The 18,329-nt window shown below is 65.4% G+C and carries 19 protein-coding genes; 8 read left to right on the forward strand and 11 right to left on the reverse strand.

Features of this window, described 5'->3' with window-relative positions; translation table 11 throughout:
- Positions 1-117 precede the first annotated feature (117 nt).
- Both ABHF91_RS03510 and groL read left to right on the forward strand, forming a co-directional pair.
- Positions 118-411, forward strand: coding sequence for a co-chaperone GroES (locus ABHF91_RS03510; protein WP_409422093.1), 294 nt, complete (start codon positions 118-120; stop codon positions 409-411).
- Between the two features lie 40 nt (positions 412-451).
- Positions 452-2,089 (forward strand): chaperonin GroEL, encoded by a 1,638-nt coding sequence (gene groL / locus ABHF91_RS03515; protein ID WP_409422094.1) that lies wholly within the window; start codon positions 452-454, stop codon positions 2,087-2,089.
- 74 nt (positions 2,090-2,163) lie between these two features.
- Here the strand turns inward: groL and ABHF91_RS03520 are convergent, their stop codons facing one another.
- The 8 genes from ABHF91_RS03520 to ABHF91_RS03555 all read right to left on the reverse strand — a co-directional run bounded on the left by ABHF91_RS03520 (position 2,164) and on the right by ABHF91_RS03555 (position 7,874).
- The gene (locus ABHF91_RS03520; protein ID WP_409422095.1) at positions 2,164-2,619 is read right to left on the reverse strand and encodes a GNAT family N-acetyltransferase; all 456 of its coding nucleotides are present in this window, start codon (positions 2,617-2,619) and stop codon (positions 2,164-2,166) included.
- Positions 2,616-3,050 carry an arsenic resistance N-acetyltransferase ArsN2 gene (gene arsN2, locus ABHF91_RS03525; RefSeq protein WP_409422096.1) on the reverse strand — a complete coding sequence of 145 codons (435 nt, stop codon included), beginning with the start codon at positions 3,048-3,050 and terminating at the stop codon, positions 2,616-2,618. Before arsN2 ends, ABHF91_RS03520 begins: the two co-directional genes overlap by 4 nt.
- A 60-nt stretch (positions 3,051-3,110) precedes the next feature.
- Positions 3,111-3,401 (reverse strand): hypothetical protein, encoded by a 291-nt coding sequence (locus ABHF91_RS03530; protein WP_409422097.1) that lies wholly within the window; start codon positions 3,399-3,401, stop codon positions 3,111-3,113.
- A gap of 129 nt (positions 3,402-3,530) precedes the next feature.
- The gene (gene dgcA / locus ABHF91_RS03535) at positions 3,531-4,523 is read right to left on the reverse strand and encodes an N-acetyl-D-Glu racemase DgcA (RefSeq protein ID WP_409422098.1); all 993 of its coding nucleotides are present in this window, start codon (positions 4,521-4,523) and stop codon (positions 3,531-3,533) included.
- Between the two features lies 1 nt (position 4,524).
- Entirely contained in the window at positions 4,525-5,547 is a 1,023-nt protein-coding gene (locus ABHF91_RS03540) for a DUF1611 domain-containing protein (RefSeq protein WP_409422099.1), read from the reverse strand.
- 74 nt (positions 5,548-5,621) lie between these two features.
- Positions 5,622-6,338: an ABC transporter permease gene (locus ABHF91_RS03545; protein WP_409422100.1), complete on the reverse strand. Its 717-nt coding sequence runs from the start codon at positions 6,336-6,338 to the stop codon at positions 5,622-5,624.
- Entirely contained in the window at positions 6,338-7,060 is a 723-nt protein-coding gene (locus tag ABHF91_RS03550) for an ABC transporter permease (RefSeq protein ID WP_409422101.1), read from the reverse strand. The genes ABHF91_RS03545 and ABHF91_RS03550 overlap by 1 nt, the downstream gene beginning before the upstream one ends.
- A gap of 25 nt (positions 7,061-7,085) precedes the next feature.
- Complete coding sequence (locus ABHF91_RS03555) at positions 7,086-7,874, reverse strand: ABC transporter substrate-binding protein (RefSeq protein ID WP_409422102.1); 789 nt, start codon at positions 7,872-7,874, stop codon at positions 7,086-7,088.
- A 151-nt stretch (positions 7,875-8,025) separates the two neighbouring features.
- Between ABHF91_RS03555 and ABHF91_RS03560 the strand changes: the two genes are divergently transcribed.
- On the forward strand, positions 8,026-9,000 hold the full coding sequence (locus ABHF91_RS03560) for a LysR family transcriptional regulator (RefSeq protein ID WP_409422103.1): 975 nt from the start codon (positions 8,026-8,028) through the stop codon (positions 8,998-9,000).
- Positions 9,001-9,006: 6 nt separating this feature from the next.
- Here the strand turns inward: ABHF91_RS03560 and ABHF91_RS03565 are convergent, their stop codons facing one another.
- Entirely contained in the window at positions 9,007-9,429 is a 423-nt protein-coding gene (locus tag ABHF91_RS03565) for a winged helix-turn-helix transcriptional regulator (RefSeq protein WP_409422104.1), read from the reverse strand.
- 153 nt (positions 9,430-9,582) lie between these two features.
- Between ABHF91_RS03565 and ABHF91_RS03570 the strand changes: the two genes are divergently transcribed.
- Positions 9,583-10,137, forward strand: a complete 555-nt coding sequence (locus ABHF91_RS03570) for a flavodoxin family protein (protein WP_409422105.1) — start codon at positions 9,583-9,585, stop codon at positions 10,135-10,137.
- Between the two features lie 77 nt (positions 10,138-10,214).
- Here ABHF91_RS03570 and fsa read toward each other — a convergent pair whose 3' ends face one another.
- Together fsa and ptsP are read right to left on the reverse strand one after the other, a co-directional pair.
- The gene (gene fsa, locus ABHF91_RS03575; RefSeq protein WP_409422106.1) at positions 10,215-10,877 is read right to left on the reverse strand and encodes a fructose-6-phosphate aldolase; all 663 of its coding nucleotides are present in this window, start codon (positions 10,875-10,877) and stop codon (positions 10,215-10,217) included.
- Between the two features lie 17 nt (positions 10,878-10,894).
- Entirely contained in the window at positions 10,895-13,396 is a 2,502-nt protein-coding gene (ptsP, locus tag ABHF91_RS03580) for a phosphoenolpyruvate--protein phosphotransferase (RefSeq protein ID WP_409422107.1), read from the reverse strand.
- Between the two features lie 311 nt (positions 13,397-13,707).
- Here ptsP and ABHF91_RS03585 point away from each other — a divergent pair, with 311 nt between their 5' ends.
- From ABHF91_RS03585 to ABHF91_RS03600, 4 genes are read left to right on the forward strand one after another with little or no spacing between them, the layout of a single operon-like run.
- The gene (locus ABHF91_RS03585; protein ID WP_409422108.1) at positions 13,708-14,790 is read left to right on the forward strand and encodes a PTS fructose transporter subunit EIIC; all 1,083 of its coding nucleotides are present in this window, start codon (positions 13,708-13,710) and stop codon (positions 14,788-14,790) included.
- Positions 14,791-14,808: 18 nt separating this feature from the next.
- Positions 14,809-15,129, forward strand: a complete 321-nt coding sequence (locus ABHF91_RS03590) for a PTS fructose-like transporter subunit IIB (RefSeq protein WP_409422109.1) — start codon at positions 14,809-14,811, stop codon at positions 15,127-15,129.
- A gap of 54 nt (positions 15,130-15,183) precedes the next feature.
- Positions 15,184-17,481, forward strand: coding sequence for a formate C-acetyltransferase (locus ABHF91_RS03595; RefSeq protein WP_409422110.1), 2,298 nt, complete (start codon positions 15,184-15,186; stop codon positions 17,479-17,481).
- Positions 17,447-18,322, forward strand: a complete 876-nt coding sequence (locus ABHF91_RS03600; protein WP_409422111.1) for a [formate-C-acetyltransferase]-activating enzyme — start codon at positions 17,447-17,449, stop codon at positions 18,320-18,322. Before ABHF91_RS03595 ends, ABHF91_RS03600 begins: the two co-directional genes overlap by 35 nt.
- Positions 18,323-18,329: the final 7 nt, after the last annotated feature.

Here is an 18,329-nt window from a genome sequence, read left to right on the forward strand (position 1 = left end):
TTTACTGCCCCCCCTTGAAGGCGTGGATCCCGTCCCCACATTGGAAGGGCATTTCCATTTATTACAGCCGGCCGGAGCGGCCGCTGAAGGTAACAACACTCAGTAGGAGAGTTATCGATGAAAATCCGTCCATTACATGACCGTGTAATCATCAAGCGCACCGAAGTTGAAGCCAAGTCCGCGGGCGGTATCGTCCTGACTGGCTCTGCCGCCCAGAAGTCCACCCGTGGTGAGGTGCTGGCGGTTGGCGCTGGCCGGATCCTGGACAACGGTGACGTCAAGCCCCTGGCCGTCAAGGTCGGTGACAAGGTGATCTTCAACGAAGGCTACGGCGTGAAGACCGAGAAGCTGGATGGCCAGGACGTGCTGATCCTGTCCGAGTCCGACATCCTGGCGATTGTCGAAGAATAATCCCGCCCTTCCCGATAACAGAATTTAAGGATTGAACAACATGGCTGCAAAAGACGTACTGTTCGGTAGCGACGCTCGCGTGAAGATGCTCGAGGGCGTCAATGTTCTGGCTAACGCCGTCAAGGTTACCCTGGGTCCCAAGGGCCGCAACGTGGTGCTGGATAAGTCCTTCGGCGCCCCCACCATCACCAAAGATGGTGTGTCCGTGGCCAAGGAAATCGAGCTGGAAGACAAGTTCATGAACATGGGCGCCCAGATGGTCAAGGAAGTTGCTTCCCAGGCCAACGACGCCGCCGGTGACGGTACCACCACCGCCACCGTACTGGCCCAGTCCATCATCACCGAAGGTCTGAAGGCCGTGGCCGCCGGCATGAACCCCATGGATCTGAAGCGCGGCATCGACAAGGCCGTGATCGCCGCCGTGGAAGAACTCAAGGCCCTGTCCGTGCCCTGCGCCGACACCAAGGCCATTGCCCAGGTGGGTACCATCTCCGCCAACTCCGATGCCACCGTGGGCGATCTGATCGCCGAGGCCATGGAGAAGGTGGGTCGTGATGGCGTCATCACGGTGGAAGACGGCAGCGGTCTGCACGACGAACTGGACCTGGTGGAAGGGATGCAGTTCGACCGTGGCTACCTGTCCCCCTACTTCATCAACAAGCCGGAAACCGGCTCCGTTGAACTGGAAGATCCCTTCATCCTGCTGGTGGACAAGAAGATCTCCAACATCCGCGAAATCCTGCCGGTGCTCGAAGGCGTGGCCAAGGCCGGTAAGCCGCTGCTGATCGTCGGCGAAGACGTGGAAGGCGAAGCCCTGGCTACCCTGGTGGTCAACACCATGCGTGGCATCGTCAAGGTCGCCGCCGTCAAGGCGCCGGGCTTTGGTGACCGTCGCAAGGCCATGCTGCAAGACATCGCCATCCTCACCGCCGGTACCGTGGTCTCCGAAGAGATCGGTATGGAGCTGGAGAAGACCACCCTGGAAGATCTGGGCCGTGCCAAGCGCGTGGTGATCACCAAGGAAAACACCACCATCATCGATGGTGCCGGTGAAGTCTCCGCCATCGAAGCCCGCGTGACTCAGATCCGTCAACAGATCGAAGAGTCCACCTCCGATTACGACAAGGAAAAGCTGCAAGAGCGCGTGGCCAAGCTGGCCGGCGGTGTGGCCGTGATCAAGGTGGGTGCCGCCACCGAAGTGGAAATGAAAGAGAAGAAGGCCCGCGTCGAAGATGCCCTGCACGCGACCCGTGCCGCGGTGGAAGAAGGCGTGGTGGCCGGTGGTGGTGTCGCCCTGGTGCGGGTGGCCTCCAAGCTGACCGCCCTGACCGGTGACAACGAAGATCAGACCGTGGGTATCCGCGTTGCCCTGCGCGCCATGGAATCCCCCCTGCGTCAGATCGTCGACAACGCCGGTGAAGAGCCCTCCGTGGTGGCCAACCGGGTGCGCGAAGGCGAAGGCAACTTCGGCTACAACGCCGCCACCGAAGCCTACGGCGACATGCTGGAGATGGGTATCCTGGATCCCACCAAGGTGACCCGTTCCGCCCTGCAATTCGCCGCCTCCGTGGCCGGTCTGATGATCACCACAGAGTGCATGGTCACCGACCTGCCCAAGAAGGATGCCCCGGCGGCTCCGGACATGGGCGGCATGGGTGGCATGGGCGGCATGATGTAATCTGCCAGCCAAGGCTAACCCATTGAAAAGACCGGGCAATTGCCCGGTCTTTTTTTATCTGCTGTGGTGTGCCTCTAATTGATGGGCTTGCGGAAAAACACCCTGTGATAGCCCTCATCCAGCCGCCGATCGTATTCCTGATAGCCGAGCCTGGGATACATGGCCAGGTTCTCCGTCATGGCCTCGTTGGTGTTGACCAGCACCTGGGCATAGCCGCCGGTGCGGGCCGCCTGCTCCACATGGCCGATCAGCGCCCGGCCCAGTCCGCGCCCTGCCAGCGCAGGCAGCAGGGCGATGGTCTCCAGGTGCAGGCCGTCGCCCTGGGGGTAATAGACCAGATAGCCGGCAAACTGCCCCTGATAGCAGGCCACATACAGGCAGCCCGCCGCCAGCTTGGCGCCATAGTCGTAACACATGGGGCCGGGCAGCTTCTCCATGCGGGGGATGTAGCGGCTGAAGGCTGCCCTGGCACAGGCTTGTACCGCCGCCAGATCGGCCTGGGTGGCCGGGCGGATCTGCAACCCCGTCATGCCGATTCGAGCGCCAGGCGCATGACGATGGCGCTCTGGGGGCAGAGGGCGGCAAATTCGCTGCACTGGCGGATGGTCTGTGGCACCGTCTCCCGCGCCACCGGGGTAAAGCCCTGGCGGGCAAAGTAGTCCGGCGCCGTGGTGGTGAGCAGGTAGAGATCCGTCAGTCCCAGGGTCTGGGCCTGGGCCGTTACGGTCGCCAGCAGTTGCCGGGCCAGCCCCTGACTGCGGCACTCGGGCCGCACCGCCAGGGAGCGCAGCAGTCCCTGCCCGCCATGGACCTCCAGGCCTATGATGCCGTCCGGTTGTTCCGTGGGGCCCAGGGACCAGAAGCCCTGGCGCTGGTCGGGCTGGATGTCCCGGGTGGGGAGATCGCACGCCTGCAGCAAGGTCAGCACGGCGGCCAACGGCGGATGGGGTTGCGCTTGCATGGTTGGGCTCCAAATGGACGGATTGGTCGATTGTGCGCCCTTTTTGCCTGGTGGGGTAGGTCACTCGTCCCGCTGTGGAGACTGCCAGGTATCCCAGTAGTGCCAGCCGCCACGTTGGTCAGGATTCAGGTCGGCTTCACTCTGAAACAGATCGGCGATCTGAGTCACCGCAAAGGGCAGTTCCGCATAGCCGCGCAGGGCGATGATGGCCGAACCGTTGCTGATCAGGGCCTGGGGGAATAGGCGTCCATCCTGCAGTTGTACCGTGGCCTGTGCGCCCCCCGTGGCAAACTCGGCAAAGCCGGCTGCTTTGAGTCGCAAGGCGGTGGGCAGAGGATGCTTGTAATGCATGCTGACTCCAAGTTGGGCATGGCGATGCAGTGCAATTTAGCGGTTCAGTTTGTGGCCGCCAAGGCGAACGCTTCTCGGGGCTGATGACTCTCGGAAAAAAAGGGGGCTCAGCCCCCTGTGTGTCGCCGATTAGCCGCCCCATAGCGCCGCCTGGGGCGGGTAGAGGGTGCTGCCCTCGTACTGCAGCCCCTGGGCATGGTCGGTCTTCAGCAGCAAGGGGCCGTCCAGATCCACCACCCGGGCGCCCTGGGCCAGCAGCACCGCCGGGGCCATGGCCAGGGAGGTGCCAATATTGCAGCCCACCATGATCTCAAAGCCGTGGGCGCGGGCCGCCTGGGCCAGGGCCCAGGCTTCGGTGAGGCCACCGCTCTTGTCCAGCTTGATGTTCACCAGATCGAAGCGGCCGATAAGCGCCGGCAGGCTCTCCCGGCTGAGGCAGGACTCGTCAGCGGCGATGGGTACCAGGCGATCGATGCCCTCGAGCCAGGCCTCGCAGCCCACGGCGAAGGGCTGCTCGATCAGCTCCACCCCCAGTTCCTTGAGCTGCGGCAGGTAGTCGATGAGCTGCTGCCGCTGCCAGCCGGTGTTGGCATCGACGATGAGCCGGGCCTGGGGGGCGGCGGCGCGCACCGCGGCCACCCGCTCCAGATCTCCCTGGGCCAGACCCAGCTTGAGCTTGAGCAGCGGCCGGGCGGCGGCGCGACCGGCGGCTTCACCCATCTCCTGCGGGCTGCGCAGGGACAGGGTGAAGGCGGTGGTCAGGGGCGCCGGCGGCTGCGTGAGGCCCAGAGTCTGCCAGACCGGCATCCCCGACCGCTTGGCCTCCAGATCCCACAGGGCGCAGTCCAGGGCGCTGCGGGCACAGCCCGGCGGCAGCAGCTGCTGCAGGGCCTGGCGATCGGCGCCGGCCTCGATGGTGCCACGCACCGCCTCCAGCTGGGGCAATATGGCCGGGTAGTCCGCCTCGTAGGTATCCGTGTGCTCGCACTCCCCGCGGCCGATCAGGCCATCCTCCTCGATCTCCACCACCACCACGGCGGCGTCCACAAAGGGATCCAGCCGGGAGATGATGAAGGGCTCGTGCAGCGGCCAGTGCTCGCTGCGTACCGTCAGGCGGCGCATCTTAGGCGGTCTCGCCGGCCAGGATGGCATCCACCAGGGGCGCCACGCCGGTGCGGACCGGATCCACCACCACCACGCCCAGGCGCTGGGCCAGCTCGTCGATGGCAGCCAGGGCGTCGGCCTCGCTCAGCCGGGCGGTGTTGAGGGCGATGCCCCCCAGCCGGGCCTTGGGATTGGTGAGGCGGGCCATGGCCAGGTTGGTGGCGATCACCTGCTCCATGGGCTGGATGGGGTAGCCTTCCATGCCGTCCATCTGGCTGCGGCCGGCCTCGTGGCAGACCACCAGCACATCGGCCTGGGCACCGTGCAGCAGCCCCAGGCTGACCCCGGCGTAGGCCGGGTGGAACAAGGAGCCCTGGCCCTCGATGATGTCCCAGTGCTCCGGGGCATTGGCCGGAGCCAGCAGCTCCACGGCGCCGGAGATGAAGTCGGCCACCACCGCATCCACGGAGACGCCGTAGCCTTCGATGAGGATGCCGGTCTGGCCGGTGGGACGGAAGCTGGTGGGCAGCTTGCGGGCCGCCATCTCGGCCTGGATGGCCAGGGCGGTGAACATCTTGCCGACGCAGCAGTCGGTGCCCACGGTGAGCAGCCGCTTGCCGCTGCGGGGCAGGCCGGTGCCGCAGGGCAGGGTGGCCGGCGGGTTGCGCACATCCAGGATGCGGCGGCCGTAACGGGCGGCGGCGTCGACGATGGCGGGGATGTTGGCCAGGCGGATATGCAGGCCGCTGGCCACGTCCATGCCGTGGGCCAGGGCCTCGACACAGGTGTCGATCCAGCGCTGGGGCAGGCTGGCGCCGAAGGGGGCCAGACCGATCACCAGGGTCTTGGCGCCGGCGGCGGCGGCACTGGCCACGTCCATGTCCGGCAGGCCCAGATCCACCGGGCTCTCCGGGTAGCGCAGCTGGGCCAGGCAGCGGTCCGGCCGCCAGTGGGCCACGCCCTTGGCGGTCTTGGCCATCAGCAGATCCGGGGCATCGCCGACAAACAGCAGGTAGGGGGCGTTGAGTTCGATGAGTTCCATGTGTGCTCCTTTGGGGACGACAGAGGCCGCCCGGTGCTCCGGGAGTGGCCGACGATTCAGGGGTGAATAAGTAGTTAGTGACTGAGTGCCAGGCGCTGGGTCGGGGGCGGTGCCGCCGGTTGCAGGTGGCGCATCAACCGCCGCTCCAGCCGGTGCCACAGCCAGATGAGGCTGCTGGTGATCACCAGATACCCCAGGGCCGCGTAGCAGTAGACGGTGAAGTCGAAGGTCTGGGAGAACAGCCGCCGGGTCTGGCCCATGAGATCCAGCAGGGTGACGATACTGGCCACGGCGCCGCCCTTGAGCAGCAGGATCAGCTCGTTGCCCAGGGCCGGAAAGGCGATGCGATAGGCATTGGGCAGCAGGATCAGGCGGTAGAGCTGCACCGGGCTGAAGCCATAGGCCCGGGCGGCCTCCACCTCACCGGCCTTCACCCCCTGTAAGCCACCCAGCAGGATGGCGGCCTGGTAGGCGGCGGAGTTGAGGCTGAAGGTCAGCAGGGCGCAGTTGAAGGGATCCCGCAGCAGGCCCCACAGGCCCAGGGCCTGCAGCTCTGGGCGGAACTGGCCGGCGCCGTAGTAGAGCAAAAACAGCTGGCCCAGCAATGGCGTGCCGCGAAAGAACGAGACATAGAGCCGGGCCAAGGGCGTCAGCAGCCGGGGCCGCCGGTAGAGCAGCAGCGCCAGGGGCAGGGCCAGTAGGGCCGCCAGCAGGTAGCCCCCCAGGGTGAGTTTCAGGGTCAGACCGGCGCCGGCTAGCAGCTGGGTGCCGTAGTGTTGCAGGCTGTCCATCAGGCGTGACCTCCGTGTTGTACTCCCTGGCGGCCACCGGGGCGGCAGCCAAGTTGCAGCCGGGCCAGCCCCCACTCGGAGGCCACGCAGACCCCCCAGTAGATGAAGCAGACCGTCAGGTAGAAGAAGAAGGGCTGGCGGGTGGCACCCACCGCCACAGTCCCCATGCGCATCAGATCGTTGAGGGCGATGACCGACACCAGGGCCGTGTCCTTGATGAGGTTGAGCCAGAGGTTGCCCAGCCCCGGCAGGGCCAGCTGCAGCAGGGGCCGCAGCTCGATGAGCAGCAGCACCTGGTGGCGGCGCATTCCCAGGGCCAGACCCGCCTCCCGGGGGCCTCGGTCCAGGGACTGATAGGCACCGCGCAGCACCTCGGCGGCATAGCCGCCCAGCACCAGCCCCAGGGAGATGACCCCGGCCACGAAGGGGCTGAGGCTGACGAAGTCGCCATGCTCACGAGAGAGCAGGCGGTTCAGCAGCATGGCCACCCCGTTGTAGACCAGAAACAGGGTCAGCAGCTCCGGGGTGCCGCGAATGATGGTGGTGTAGGCGCGGGCCAGCCAACGGGCCAGCCCACCCCGGAACCACAGCAGGCAGCTGAGGCTGCCCAGCAGCAGGCCCACCGGCAGGGTGGCCAGGGCCAGACCCAGGGTGATCCCCAGTCCTGCCACCAGCTCATCGCCCCAGCCTGTGGGGCCCCAGCTCAATAGTTGCCAGTTCATGCCAGACTCCTCGCCGCCTGCGGCCTTACTTCATGGTGTAGATGTTGATGGGGAAGTACTTGGCGTTGATCTTCTTATAGGTGCCGTCGGCTATGATGGCCGCCAGGGCCTGGTTAAGCTGCTGGCGCAGATCGTCGTCACTCAGGCGCACCGCCATGCCCACACCGTCCCCCACGTACTTGGGATCCGTCACCATCTCACCCACGGTCTGGCAGCACTTGCCGTCGTCCGTGGTGCGGGTCCACATCAGCAGCGGCAGGGCGTCGCCCATCTGCAGATCCAGCCGGCCGGAGGCCAGATCCAGGTTCACCGCCTCCTGGGTGGGGTAGAGGCGCACGTCCGACTTGCCATACAGCTGGGTCAGGTAGTCCGCCTGGGTGGTGCCCGCCTGGGCGCCGATCACCTTGCCGGCCAGGGCGGCGGGGGAGATGTCCTGCACGTCCGCCTCCTTAGGGGCGACGAAGGTCATGGCGGCCTTGTAGTAGGGGTCGGTGAAGGCCACCTGCTTCTTGCGCTCCTCGGTGATGAACATGGAGGCCAGGATGACGTCGTACTTGCCGGCCTGCAGTGCTGGGATGATGCCGTCCCAGTCCTGGGTGATGAATTCACACTGGGCCTGCATCTGGGCGCACAGCGCCTTGCCGATGTCGATGTCGAAGCCCTGCACCTGGCCGTTGGCGTCGATGAAGTTGAAGGGGGCATAGGCGCCTTCGGTGCCGATGCGGATGGTCTTCCACTCCTTGGCGGACAGGGTGCCGCTGGCGAGGCCAGCCAACAGGGCGAGGGTCAGGGTGCCGGTAAGCTTGAGGGACATGGGGCCTTCCTTGGTGTGATGGCGAGCTTGGGCTCGGGATAGGGTCAGTGTCCGGCGCCACCATATATTTCTCAAATGAATTATTAGTATGATATTCATAGTCAATGGCTATGGGTGTCATGAGGCGCCTGTTGAGCGGAGAAGGAAATCAATGGAACCGAATGCGGCGGCGGAGCGCCTGTTGCGTAACCTGGACTGGAACCTCTTGTTCCTGTTTTTCACCATAGTGGAGGAGGAGGGCATCACGGCGGCGGCCCAGCGGCTGAACCTCAGCCAGCCCAGCGTCAGCAACGGCCTCAAGCGGCTGGAGGAGCAGCTGGGGGCCCGGCTGCTGCTGCGGCGCAAGGGGGCCTTTGCCCTCACCTACCAGGGGCGGCGCCTGTATGAGGATACGGCGGCGGTGCATCGCATCCTGCGCCAGTTGGCGGGGCACTTCGCCGCGGCGGCCCCCGAGCTGCGGGGCCAGCTCGATCTGGCGGTGGCCAGTCACCTGCACCTGCCGGCGCTGGATCGCACCCTGGGGGCCTTTCATCAGCGTTATCCCCAGGTGACCTATAACCTGAGCGTGCTGCCCAGCACCGAGATCATCGCGGCGGTAGCCGCAGGCCAGCTGGGCATCGGCCTGTGCACCATGCAGCGCCCCCAGGCAGGGGTGGACTATCAGCTGCTGGGTCACGAGCAGATGGCGTTTTATTGCGGGCGGGCCCACCCCCTGTATGGCCAGGAGGAGCTGACCCTGGAGCAGCTGCAGGGCTTTGCCTATGTGTCGTTTGAAAGCGAGCAGCCCAGTCAGGGGCTGCAGGCCATCACCCGGCTGCGGCAGGAGCATGCCCTGTGGGGCAATCTCATCGGCGTGTCGCCCAATGACGAGGAGGTGCGGCGGCTGATCCTGGCGGGGGTGGGCTTTGGCGTGCTCACCGTCTCCGGCGCCGCCCCCTTCGTGGCCAACGGCGATCTCTGGCCGCTGCCGCCCTATGAGGACCTGCCCATGGTGGACATCTATCTGGTGAGCCGCAGCCAGGGGCTGTCGGTGGCCGAGGCCACCTTCATCAGCCGGTTGAAGGAGGAGGCGCACCAGGATTTGCAGCGGCGCTACTTTGCCGGCGGGCCGGGCGTCTCGGCCTGAGGGCGGCTACTCCTGCGCCGGGCGGATAAAGTGCAGTCCGGGTTCGCCGGCCTGGGCTGGGGGTTGGGCATCGTATTGGGCCTGGGCTCGCTGCATCTGCTCCACGTTCTGCTCCGCCCATTGCCCCACCTGATCTATGGTCTCGGCAAAGGAGCCCCCCAGGGGGGTGAGACGATACTCCACCCGCACCGGCACCTCGGGGTAGAGGGTGCGGGCGATGAGGCCATCCCGCTCCAGCTGTTTGAGCTTTTGCGACAGCACCTTCTGGGAGATGCCGTTGACCCGCCGCTTGATCTCGCTGAAGCGCTGGGCATCGCCCTGGCGCAGCAAGTTGATGATGAGCAGCACCCAGCGTTCGGCCAGGCGGTCGAAGAACAGGCGGGCCGGGCAGTCGCGGCTGTAGACGTCATAGGCGGGTTGATCGGACACGGTATCCTCCAGGTAACCAAGGCACTTTTTCGCCACTCATTGTAAACCTGGTTTCTGCTGGATACCATGCTGGCTAAGGTGGTCTTGAACTCGAATGGGGCTACCCTCCACGGCAATCCATGTTCAAACACGCACAGAATGATGAGGTAGGTTATGGCTAAGACAGTGGTGGTGTATTTCTCCGGTTATGGTCACACCAAGCGGGTGGCCGAGTATGTGGCCAAGGGTGCCGAGGCCAGCCTGGTGGCGGTGAGTGCCGAGGGTGAGGTGAGCGAGGCGGACTTCGCCCTGCTGGATGCGGCCGATGCCATCATCTTCGGCGCCCCCACCTACATGGGCGGTGTACCCTGGCAGTTCAAGAAGTTTGCCGATGCCACCTCCAAGGTGTGGTTCACCGGCGGCTGGCGGGACAAGGTGTTCGGTGGTTTCACCAACAGCGCCAGCCTGAACGGTGACAAGCAGGTGACCCTGATCTACCTGCAGACCCTGGCCTCCCAACACGGCGGTCTCTGGGTCAGCCTGGGGCTGCCGCCGGCCAACACCCAGGCCGCTACCCGACAGGATGTGAACAACCTGGGGGGCTCAGTGGGCCTGCTGGTGCAATCCCCCTCCGATGCCGGTGCCGACGTGATACCGGCAGGGGATCTGGAAACCGCCACCCGCTACGGTGCCCGGGTGGCCGAGGTGGCCGCCAAGCTCAAGGGCTAAGCGCCAGCTGCACGCCAGCCAAAAGGGCAGCCCATGGGCTGCCCTTTTTCTATGGCTGAAGGCCTTAGCCTGAGTTGCTAGAGCGTCAGCTGGCCGAAGGCCTGGCTCCAGTCCTGCTCGAACTTGGCCACGGCGGCGTCCACCGCCGGGGCGGCCAGGAACTGCTGCAGCACGTCCAGCGGCAGCGTGATGGCGGCGCAGCCGGCCAGCAGGCAGTCCAGGGCCTGACGCGGGGTCTTGAAGCTGGCGGCCAGCACCTTGCTGTGGGGGGCATGCAGTTCCAGCAGGCGCTGCAGATCCCGCACCATCTGGATGCCGTCGCCACCCTGGGCATCCACCCGGTTGACGTAGGGCGCCACGTACTCCGCCCCCGCCAGGGCGGCCAGCAGCCCTTGGCCGGCGCTGTAGACGGCTGTGCCCAGGGTGGGAATGCCCAGGGCGGTGAGCCGGCCGATGGCGGCCAGGCCCGCCGGGGTCACCGGGATCTTGACGATGATCCCCGGCACCACTTCGTGCAGGCTGCGGGCCTCGTTGACCATGCCGGCGGTCTCCCGGCTCAGCACCTGGGCGAACAGCCGCTTCTCCTTGCCGATCACCGTCTGCAGACGGGGCAGCACATCCCAGACGGAGTGGCCACCGGCGGCCACTATGCTGGGGTTGGTGGTGACCCCGGCGATGGGGTAGATGGCGGCCAGACGTTCCACTTCCGGCACGTTGGCGGTATCGAGATAGAGTTCCATTTCAGCTCCTTTTGGCGTCAAAGTTCGAGTTCGCGATGCAGCAGCTGGCGGATGGTCTGGGCATCCTGGGCATTGACCAGTTCCTCCCGGAAGCCGGCGTGCATGATCTTGCGGGCCAGCCGGGAGAATATGCGCATGTGCTGATCCCCGGCGGCGTGTTTGTTCAGGGTGAGCATGATGACAAACTGCGCCTCCTCATCGCCCCAGGGCACCGGGGCCGGCAGGCGGGCCACGCTGATGGTGGACTGCTCAATGTGTTCCGACTTGCTGTGGGGGATGGCAAAGCCAAAGCCCAGGCCGGTGGAGAACACCGCCTCCCGGGCCCACAGATCCGCCTCCAGCTTGCGGGCATAGCGGCAGCGGCCGGCCAGCAGCAGCTTGTCGGTCATGCCCTTGATCACCTCCTCCTTGCTCTGCCAGTCGTTGTCCAGGCTGATGCAGTCGGTGCTGATGAGGGGGGCGTCGCTGGCGGTCATGCGGAACTGGGCCAGCAGGTGCTCCACCTGCAAGGAGGTGCGGCAGGCCATGGCCTGGTTCAGCAGCTGGCGGCAGGCGCGGCTGTCCAGCTTGGCCAGCCGGGCCTTGGTGGCGGCGATGGAGGGGGCGCTCATGCTGATCTCGTCCAGTCCCAGCCCCAACAGCAGCGGCAGCACAGAGCCCTTGGCCCCCAGCTCGCCGCACAGGCCGATCCACTTGCCCTGGCGGTGCACCGCCTGCACCGCATGATCCAGGGCGCGCAGGAAGGCGGGGTTGAGGCTGTTGTAGTGACGGGTGACCTTGGCGTTGTCCCGGTCCACCGCCAGCAGGTACTGGGTCAGGTCGTTGCTGCCGATGCTGAAGAAATCTATCTCTTCGCAGCACTGGTCGATGATGAACATCACCGACGGCACCTCCAGCATGATCCCCAGGGGAATGGTCTCGTCGAAGGGCAGCTGCTTGGCCCGCAGGGCCTGCTTGACCTCGGCCAGCTGCTCCTTGACCCAGAGCACCTCCTCCATGGAGGAGATCATGGGGATCATGATCTTCAGCGGGCCGTGGGCCGAGGCCCGCAGTATGGCCCGCAGCTGGGTATGGAACAGCGCCAGGTACTCCTGGTAGATGCGCACCGCCCGGTAACCCAGGAAGGGGTTGTTCTCGGCGGGGATGGACAGGTAGGCCACGGGCTTGTCACCGCCTATGTCCATGGTACGGATGATGATGCTCTTGCCGTCGGCCGCCGCCATGGCCTGGCAGAAGAGGTTGTACAGCTCGTTTTCGTCCGGCGCGCTGGCGCGGTCCATGTAGAGCATCTCGGTGCGGAACAGGCCCACCGATTCGGCCCCCTGGGCGAAGGCGGTAGCGGCCTCCACCGGGTGGGCTATGTTGGCGGCCACCTCCAGGCGGATGCCGTCGGCGCTGCGCCCCGCCTGCTGCAGCCACTGCTGCTGCTGGGCGGCGATGGCCTGCTGCAGCTGCCGCTCCTGGCGGTAGTAGCGCTGGATGGCCGGCGTCATCTCCATCACCAGGATGCCGGCGTCGCCGTCGATCTGCACCGGCTGATCCAGCCAGGGGGTCAGGGCCGCGGGATCCATGCCCACCAGGGTGGGGATGTTGAAGGAGCGCGCCAGTATCACGGTATGGGAGGTGGTGCCGCCGCTGCGCAGCAGCAGCCCCTTGAGCAGGGACTTGTCCAGCTCGAGGAACTGACTGGGGGTCAGCTCGTCCGCCAGACAGATGGCCGGCTGGCTCAGGGTGCCCGGGGTGGCGAAGCGCGACTCGCCGTAGATCTGCTGCAGCAGCTGATAGCAGACGTCCCGCACGTCCAGCACCCGCTCCTGCAGGTAGCTGCTCTGGGAGGCGGCAAACTGGGCGCAGAAGTGATCGGCGCTGTTGATGATGGCCTCGGCGCAGCTGCCGCCGGCCCGCAGGCCCTCCTGCAGGTGCTGCTGCAGGCTGCGGTCCCGGGCCAGGGAGCCGTGGGCCTCCAGCACGGCGCTGGCGGTGCCGTCGTTGTCCAGCCGCTGCAGCTCTATGTGCCGCTGCAGCTGCTCCAGGCCCCGCTGCAAGGCGGCCTCTTCCTCGGCCAGGGAGTGCGGCTCGGGCAGGGGGCCCAGGTTGTGCAGATCCAGGGCGCTGAGGCGGGTCAGCACGCCGCCGGCGCTGCCGCCGCACACGGCCCGCCCGCGCACCAATGTGGGGTTGAGGTGGGTCAGGGATTCCGGCAAGGGATCCTGCGGCTGTTCCTCGGCCTGGGCCAGGGGGGCGTCGCAGTGGGGAAACTCGTCCCGGATAAACTGGCTGATGTTCTCGAAGGCGCTGGCCTCGTCGTCGCCGTGGATGATCAGCTGGCATTCGTCCCCCTGCAGGGTGTCGGTGCCGATCACCGCCAGGGCGCTCTTGGCATCCCCCCGGCGCTGGGTGCGCAGGTTGTGCCACTCCACCTTGGAATTGAATCGGTTGCACAGGCTTTCTACATGGCTGGCAGGACGGGCATGTACCCCGTTCGGCAGTGCGCAGACAAAGTTAACAATCTGGGCCATCACGTCTCTCCTCATGCCGCTCACAGATGAATTGGCTACAGCATAAAAGTGCTGTTGGTGGGGGACCACCAGACAAAACTGTCAAAAGCTGGACAAATGTAATCTCGGGTGTTTATTGCGTTGTTCGTCACAAATTCACAGGTAAAACAGCAGCTTTTTCCGATGACTAAAACTTGCTACCCCGATCTCATTTTCAAATCGACAGTACAAATGTCCAGTAAATGGCTGTTTTGTCCACTGTCTGCGCCTTGGGGCCTTGGCCTATCGTGTCCATCGTGGATTACGGGCAAAGGCAACTACAGGAGCTTCCCATGAGCGAACTGGTGCAGATACTGAAGAACACACGGAGTCACCTGATGACGGGGGTGTCCCACATGATCCCCTTCGTGGTGGCGGGCGGCATACTGCTGGCGGTGTCCGTCATGTTGTATGGCAAGGGGGCCGTGCCTGACGCGGTCACGGATCCCAATCTGAAGAAGCTGTTTGACCTCGGGGTGGCGGGCCTGACCCTGATGGTGCCGTTTCTGGCGGCCTATATCGGCTACTCCATCGCCGAACGGGCCGCCCTGGCACCCTGCGCCATCGGCGCCTGGGTGGGCAACAGCTTCGGTGCCGGCTTCTTCGGCGCCATCATCGCCGGCCTGCTGGGGGGCATACTGGTCTTCTATCTCAAGAAGATCCCCGTGCCCAAGGTGTTGCGTTCCGTGATGCCCATCTTCGTCATCCCCATCGTCGGTACCCTGATCACCGCCGGCATCATGATGTGGGGGCTGGGTGAGCCGGTCGGCGCCCTGACTGCCAGCCTGACCGCGGGCCTGCAGGGTATGCAGCAGGGCAGCATAGTGGTGCTGGCCATCATCATAGGGCTGATGCTGGCCTTCGACATGGGCGGCCCGGTCAACAAGGTGGCCTATGCCTTCATGCTGATCTGCGTGGCCCAGGGGGTCTACACCGTGGTGGCCATCGCCGCCGTGGGCATCGCCGTCCCGCCTCTGGGGCTGGGGCTGGCCACCCTGCTGAGCCGCAAGAATTTCAGCGATGAGGAACGGGAAGCCGGCAAGGCCTCCCTGGTGATGGGCTGTGTCGGTATCACCGAAGGGGCCATCCCGTTTGCCGCCGCCGATCCGCTGCGGGTCATCCCCTCCATCATGATCGGCAGCGCCTGCGGTACCGTCACCGCCGCCCTGCTGGGGGCCGAGTGTTACGCCGGCTGGGGTGGCCTCATCGTGCTGCCGGTGGTGCAGGGCAAGCTGGGCTATATCGCGGCAATCGCCGTGGGCATGGTGGTGACGGCGGTCTGCGTCAATCTGCTCAAGGGGCTGGCTCGCAAGAAGGCTGCTCTGCAACCGGCCAAGCAGGATGACGACCTGGATCTGGACTTTGAAATCAATTAATCACGCGAGGAAACCACTATGACCAAGATTGTCGCCGTAACGGCTTGTCCCTCCGGGGTCGCCCATACCTACATGGCCGCCGAAGCGCTGGAATCGGCCGCCAAGGCCAAGGGCTGGCAGGTGAAGGTGGAGACTCAGGGCTCCATCGGCCAGGAGAACGTGCTGACCGCCGAGGATATCGTGGATGCCGACATGGTGATCCTGACCAAGGACATCGGCATCCAGTTCGAGGAGCGCTTCACCGGCAAGCCCCTGGTACGGGTGAACATCAGCGATGCGGTGAAGCGGGCGGACGCCATCATGAACAAGATCCAGTCCCATCTGGCACAAACCGCCTGAGTCTGTCAGCGATGCGGAGGAGCCTGGCTCCTCCGCTGTTTTTAGGAGTTTCCCATGACGAATCGTATTGAACGCCTGAAGGCCGCCCTGTTTGCCCAACCCAGAGTCATCTCACTGGAGCGGGCGCTGCTGTACACGGCCAGCCATCGGCAGACCGAGGGCGAACCCGTGATCCTGCGTCGGGCCAAGGCCACGGCCTACATACTGGATCACGTGGCCATCACGATTCGTGATGAGGAACTGATCGCCGGTAACCGCACCCTGGCGCCCAGGGCCGGCATCATGTCCCCCGAGATGGATCCCTACTGGCTGCTCAAGGAGCTGGACCATTTTGCCAGTCGGCCCCAGGACCGTTTCGAGATGAGTGAGGAAAACAAGCGGATCTACCGCGAGGAGCTCTATCCCTACTGGGCCGGCCGCTCCATGAAGGACTTCATCCAGGGGCAGATGACCGACGAGGTGAAGGAGGCGGTGGCTACCCAGATCTTCAGCATCAACCAGACCGACAAGGGGCAGGGGCACATCATCATCGACTATCCCCGCCTGCTGCAGCTGGGCCTGGGGGCCCTGACCGCCGAGCTGAAGGAGCGGCTGCACGCCGAGCCGGACAATCCGTTTTTCGCCGCCGTCCTGCTGCTGTTGCAGGCATCCCGGCGCCACATCCAGCGCTACGCCGAGCTGGCCCAGCAGCAGGCTGACGCCTGCACCGATCCCCGGCGGGCCTGGGAGCTCAGTACCCTGGCGGCCCACAGCCGTCATCTGATGGATCTGCCGCCGGAGGACTTCTGGCAGGCCTGTCAGCTGTTCTGGTACCTGAACACCATTCTGCAGTACGAGTCCAACGCCAGCTCCCTGTCGCTGGGGCGCTTCGATCAGTACATGCTGCCCTTCTACCAGGCCAGTCTGGCCCGGGGCGAGGATCCCGCCTTCCTGCGGGAGCTGCTGGCCTCCCTGTGGGTCAAGTGCAACGACGTGGTGCTGCTGCGCTCCTCCAGCAGCGCTCGCTACTTCGCCGGCTTTCCCACCGGCTATACCGCCCTGCTGGGGGGGCTGACCGAGACAGGGCGCAGCGCGGTCAATCCGCTGTCGTTCCTCTGTCTGGATGCCTATCAGGATGTGCAGCTGCCCCAGCCCAACCTGGGGGTGCGGGTGAACGAGTTTATTGATCGGGCCTTCCTGCGCAAGACCGCCGAGACGGTGCGGCTGGGCACCGGCATACCGCAGATCTTCAACGATGAGGTGGTGGTGCCGGCCTTTCTCAACCGGGGGGTGAGCCTGGAGGATGCCCGGGACTATGCCGTGGTGGGCTGTGTGGAGCTGTCCATTCCCGGCCGCACCTATGGCCTGCATGACATCGCCATGTTCAACCTGCTGAAGGTGATGGAAATCGTCCTGCAGGAGAATGCTCACAACGCCGACATCGGCTTTGCCGCGCTGCTGGAGCAGATCCGTGCCAAGATCCGGCACTATGTGCGCCTGATGGTGGAGGGCAGCAACATCTGCGACATCGGCCATCGGGACTGGGCGCCGGTGCCGCTGCTCTCCTCCTTCATCCTCGATTGCCTGGACCAGGGGCGGGATATCACGGACGGGGGCGCCCGCTACAACTTCTCCGGCGTGCAGGGGATCGGCATCGCCAACCTGGGGGACTCGTTGCACGGCCTGCGGGGCCTGGTGTTCGAGCAGCACAGGCTGAGCTTTCCCGAGCTGATGCAGGTGCTGAAGGACAACTTCGCCACTCCCCAGGGCCAGGCGGTGCGGGCGCGGCTCATCAACCGCTTCGAAAAATACGGCAACGACGTGGATGCGGTGGACGACATCAGCGCCGCTCTGCTGCGCTGCTACTGCAAGGAGGTGGAGCAGTACCGCAATCCCCGGGGTGGCCAATTCACCCCCGGCTCCTACACGGTGTCGGCCCACGTGCCCCTGGGGGCCGTGGTGGGGGCCACGCCGGATGGTCGCCTGGCCGGGGAGCAGCTGGCCGATGGCGGCCTCTCCCCCATGGTGGGGCAGGACAGCCAGGGGCCGACCGCCGTGCTGAAATCGGTGAGCAAGCTGGACAACTATCTGCTCTCCAACGGCACCCTGCTGAACGTCAAGTTCACCCCGGCGACCCTGGCCGGCGACGGGGGGCTCAACAAGCTGGCGGACTTTCTGCGGGCCTTCACCAAGCTCAAGCTGCAGCACGTGCAGTTCAACGTGGTCAACGCCGAGACCTTGCAACGGGCCCAGGAGAATCCGCGGGAGTACGCCGGCCTGGTGGTGCGGGTGGCCGGCTACAGCGCCTTCTTCGTGGAGCTGTCCAAGGAGATCCAGGATGACATCATACGTCGCACCGCCCACCAGCTCTGAGGTGATACCGCTGCGGGCCGAGACAGCCCGCATCTTCAACATCCAGCGCTACTCCCTCAACGATGGCCAGGGTATCCGCACCCTGGTGTTCTTCAAGGGCTGCCCCCACCGCTGCCCCTGGTGTGCCAATCCCGAGTCTATCTCAGGCCGGATCCAGTTCGTGCGGCGGGAGGCGCGCTGCCTGCACTGCACCCCCTGCCTGCGGGATGCCCAGGAGTGCCCCTCCGGGGCTTTCGAGCAGCTGGGGCGGGACGTCACCCTGGGGGAGCTGGAGCAGACATTGCTCAAGGATGAGGTCTTCTTTCGCAGCTCAGGCGGCGGCGTCACCCTGTCGGGGGGCGAGGTGCTGCTGCAGGCCGAGTTTGCCAGCCGATTGCTGGCGAGTCTGCGGCGGCAGGGCATCCACACCGCCATCGAGACCGCCGGCGATGCTCCCTGGCCCCGGCTGCTGAGCCTGGCGCAACAGTGTGACGAGGTGTTGTTCGATCTCAAGATCCTGGATGCCGAGCAGTCCCGCCAGCTGCTGCGGCTGGATCTGGACCGGGTGCTGGCCAACCTGGCGGCCCTGGTGCGCGCCGGGATCCGGGTGATACCTCGGGTGCCGCTGATTCCCGGTTTCACCCTGACGCCGGCGAATCTTGAGCGGATTTTTGCGCGCTTAACCTCCCTGGGCTTGACCGAGGTGCATCTGTTGCCGTTTCATCGTTATGGCGAGCCCAAGTATACTCTGCTTGGAAAACGCTTTCAGTTGGCCGGGGTGGCCGAGCCGGATCCTCAGACGGTGGCGGCCGTGGTGGCCGAGGCCGAGGCGCTGGGCTTGCGGGTGACCCTGGGGGGCTAGCAGACGA

Source organism: Pseudaeromonas aegiceratis, assembly GCF_046254905.1.
GTDB classification, from domain to species: domain Bacteria; phylum Pseudomonadota; class Gammaproteobacteria; order Enterobacterales; family Aeromonadaceae; genus Pseudaeromonas; species Pseudaeromonas aegiceratis.

Coding starts and splice junctions, on each gene's coding strand:
- ABHF91_RS03510 (WP_409422093.1), top strand. CDS start 118: ATGAAAATCCGTCCATTACATGACCGTGTAATCATCAAGCGCACCGAA.
- groL (WP_409422094.1), top strand. CDS start 452: ATGGCTGCAAAAGACGTACTGTTCGGTAGCGACGCTCGCGTGAAGATG.
- ABHF91_RS03520 (WP_409422095.1), bottom strand. CDS start 2,619: ATGACGGGGTTGCAGATCCGCCCGGCCACCCAGGCCGATCTGGCGGCG.
- arsN2 (WP_409422096.1), bottom strand. CDS start 3,050: ATGCAAGCGCAACCCCATCCGCCGTTGGCCGCCGTGCTGACCTTGCTG.
- ABHF91_RS03530 (WP_409422097.1), bottom strand. CDS start 3,401: ATGCATTACAAGCATCCTCTGCCCACCGCCTTGCGACTCAAAGCAGCC.
- dgcA (WP_409422098.1), bottom strand. CDS start 4,523: ATGCGCCGCCTGACGGTACGCAGCGAGCACTGGCCGCTGCACGAGCCC.
- ABHF91_RS03540 (WP_409422099.1), bottom strand. CDS start 5,547: ATGGAACTCATCGAACTCAACGCCCCCTACCTGCTGTTTGTCGGCGAT.
- ABHF91_RS03545 (WP_409422100.1), bottom strand. CDS start 6,338: ATGGACAGCCTGCAACACTACGGCACCCAGCTGCTAGCCGGCGCCGGT.
- ABHF91_RS03550 (WP_409422101.1), bottom strand. CDS start 7,060: ATGAACTGGCAACTATTGAGCTGGGGCCCCACAGGCTGGGGCGATGAG.
- ABHF91_RS03555 (WP_409422102.1), bottom strand. CDS start 7,874: ATGTCCCTCAAGCTTACCGGCACCCTGACCCTCGCCCTGTTGGCTGGC.
- ABHF91_RS03560 (WP_409422103.1), top strand. CDS start 8,026: ATGGAACCGAATGCGGCGGCGGAGCGCCTGTTGCGTAACCTGGACTGG.
- ABHF91_RS03570 (WP_409422105.1), top strand. CDS start 9,583: ATGGCTAAGACAGTGGTGGTGTATTTCTCCGGTTATGGTCACACCAAG.
- fsa (WP_409422106.1), bottom strand. CDS start 10,877: ATGGAACTCTATCTCGATACCGCCAACGTGCCGGAAGTGGAACGTCTG.
- ptsP (WP_409422107.1), bottom strand. CDS start 13,396: ATGGCCCAGATTGTTAACTTTGTCTGCGCACTGCCGAACGGGGTACAT.
- ABHF91_RS03585 (WP_409422108.1), top strand. CDS start 13,708: ATGAGCGAACTGGTGCAGATACTGAAGAACACACGGAGTCACCTGATG.
- ABHF91_RS03590 (WP_409422109.1), top strand. CDS start 14,809: ATGACCAAGATTGTCGCCGTAACGGCTTGTCCCTCCGGGGTCGCCCAT.
- ABHF91_RS03595 (WP_409422110.1), top strand. CDS start 15,184: ATGACGAATCGTATTGAACGCCTGAAGGCCGCCCTGTTTGCCCAACCC.
- ABHF91_RS03600 (WP_409422111.1), top strand. CDS start 17,447: ATGACATCATACGTCGCACCGCCCACCAGCTCTGAGGTGATACCGCTG.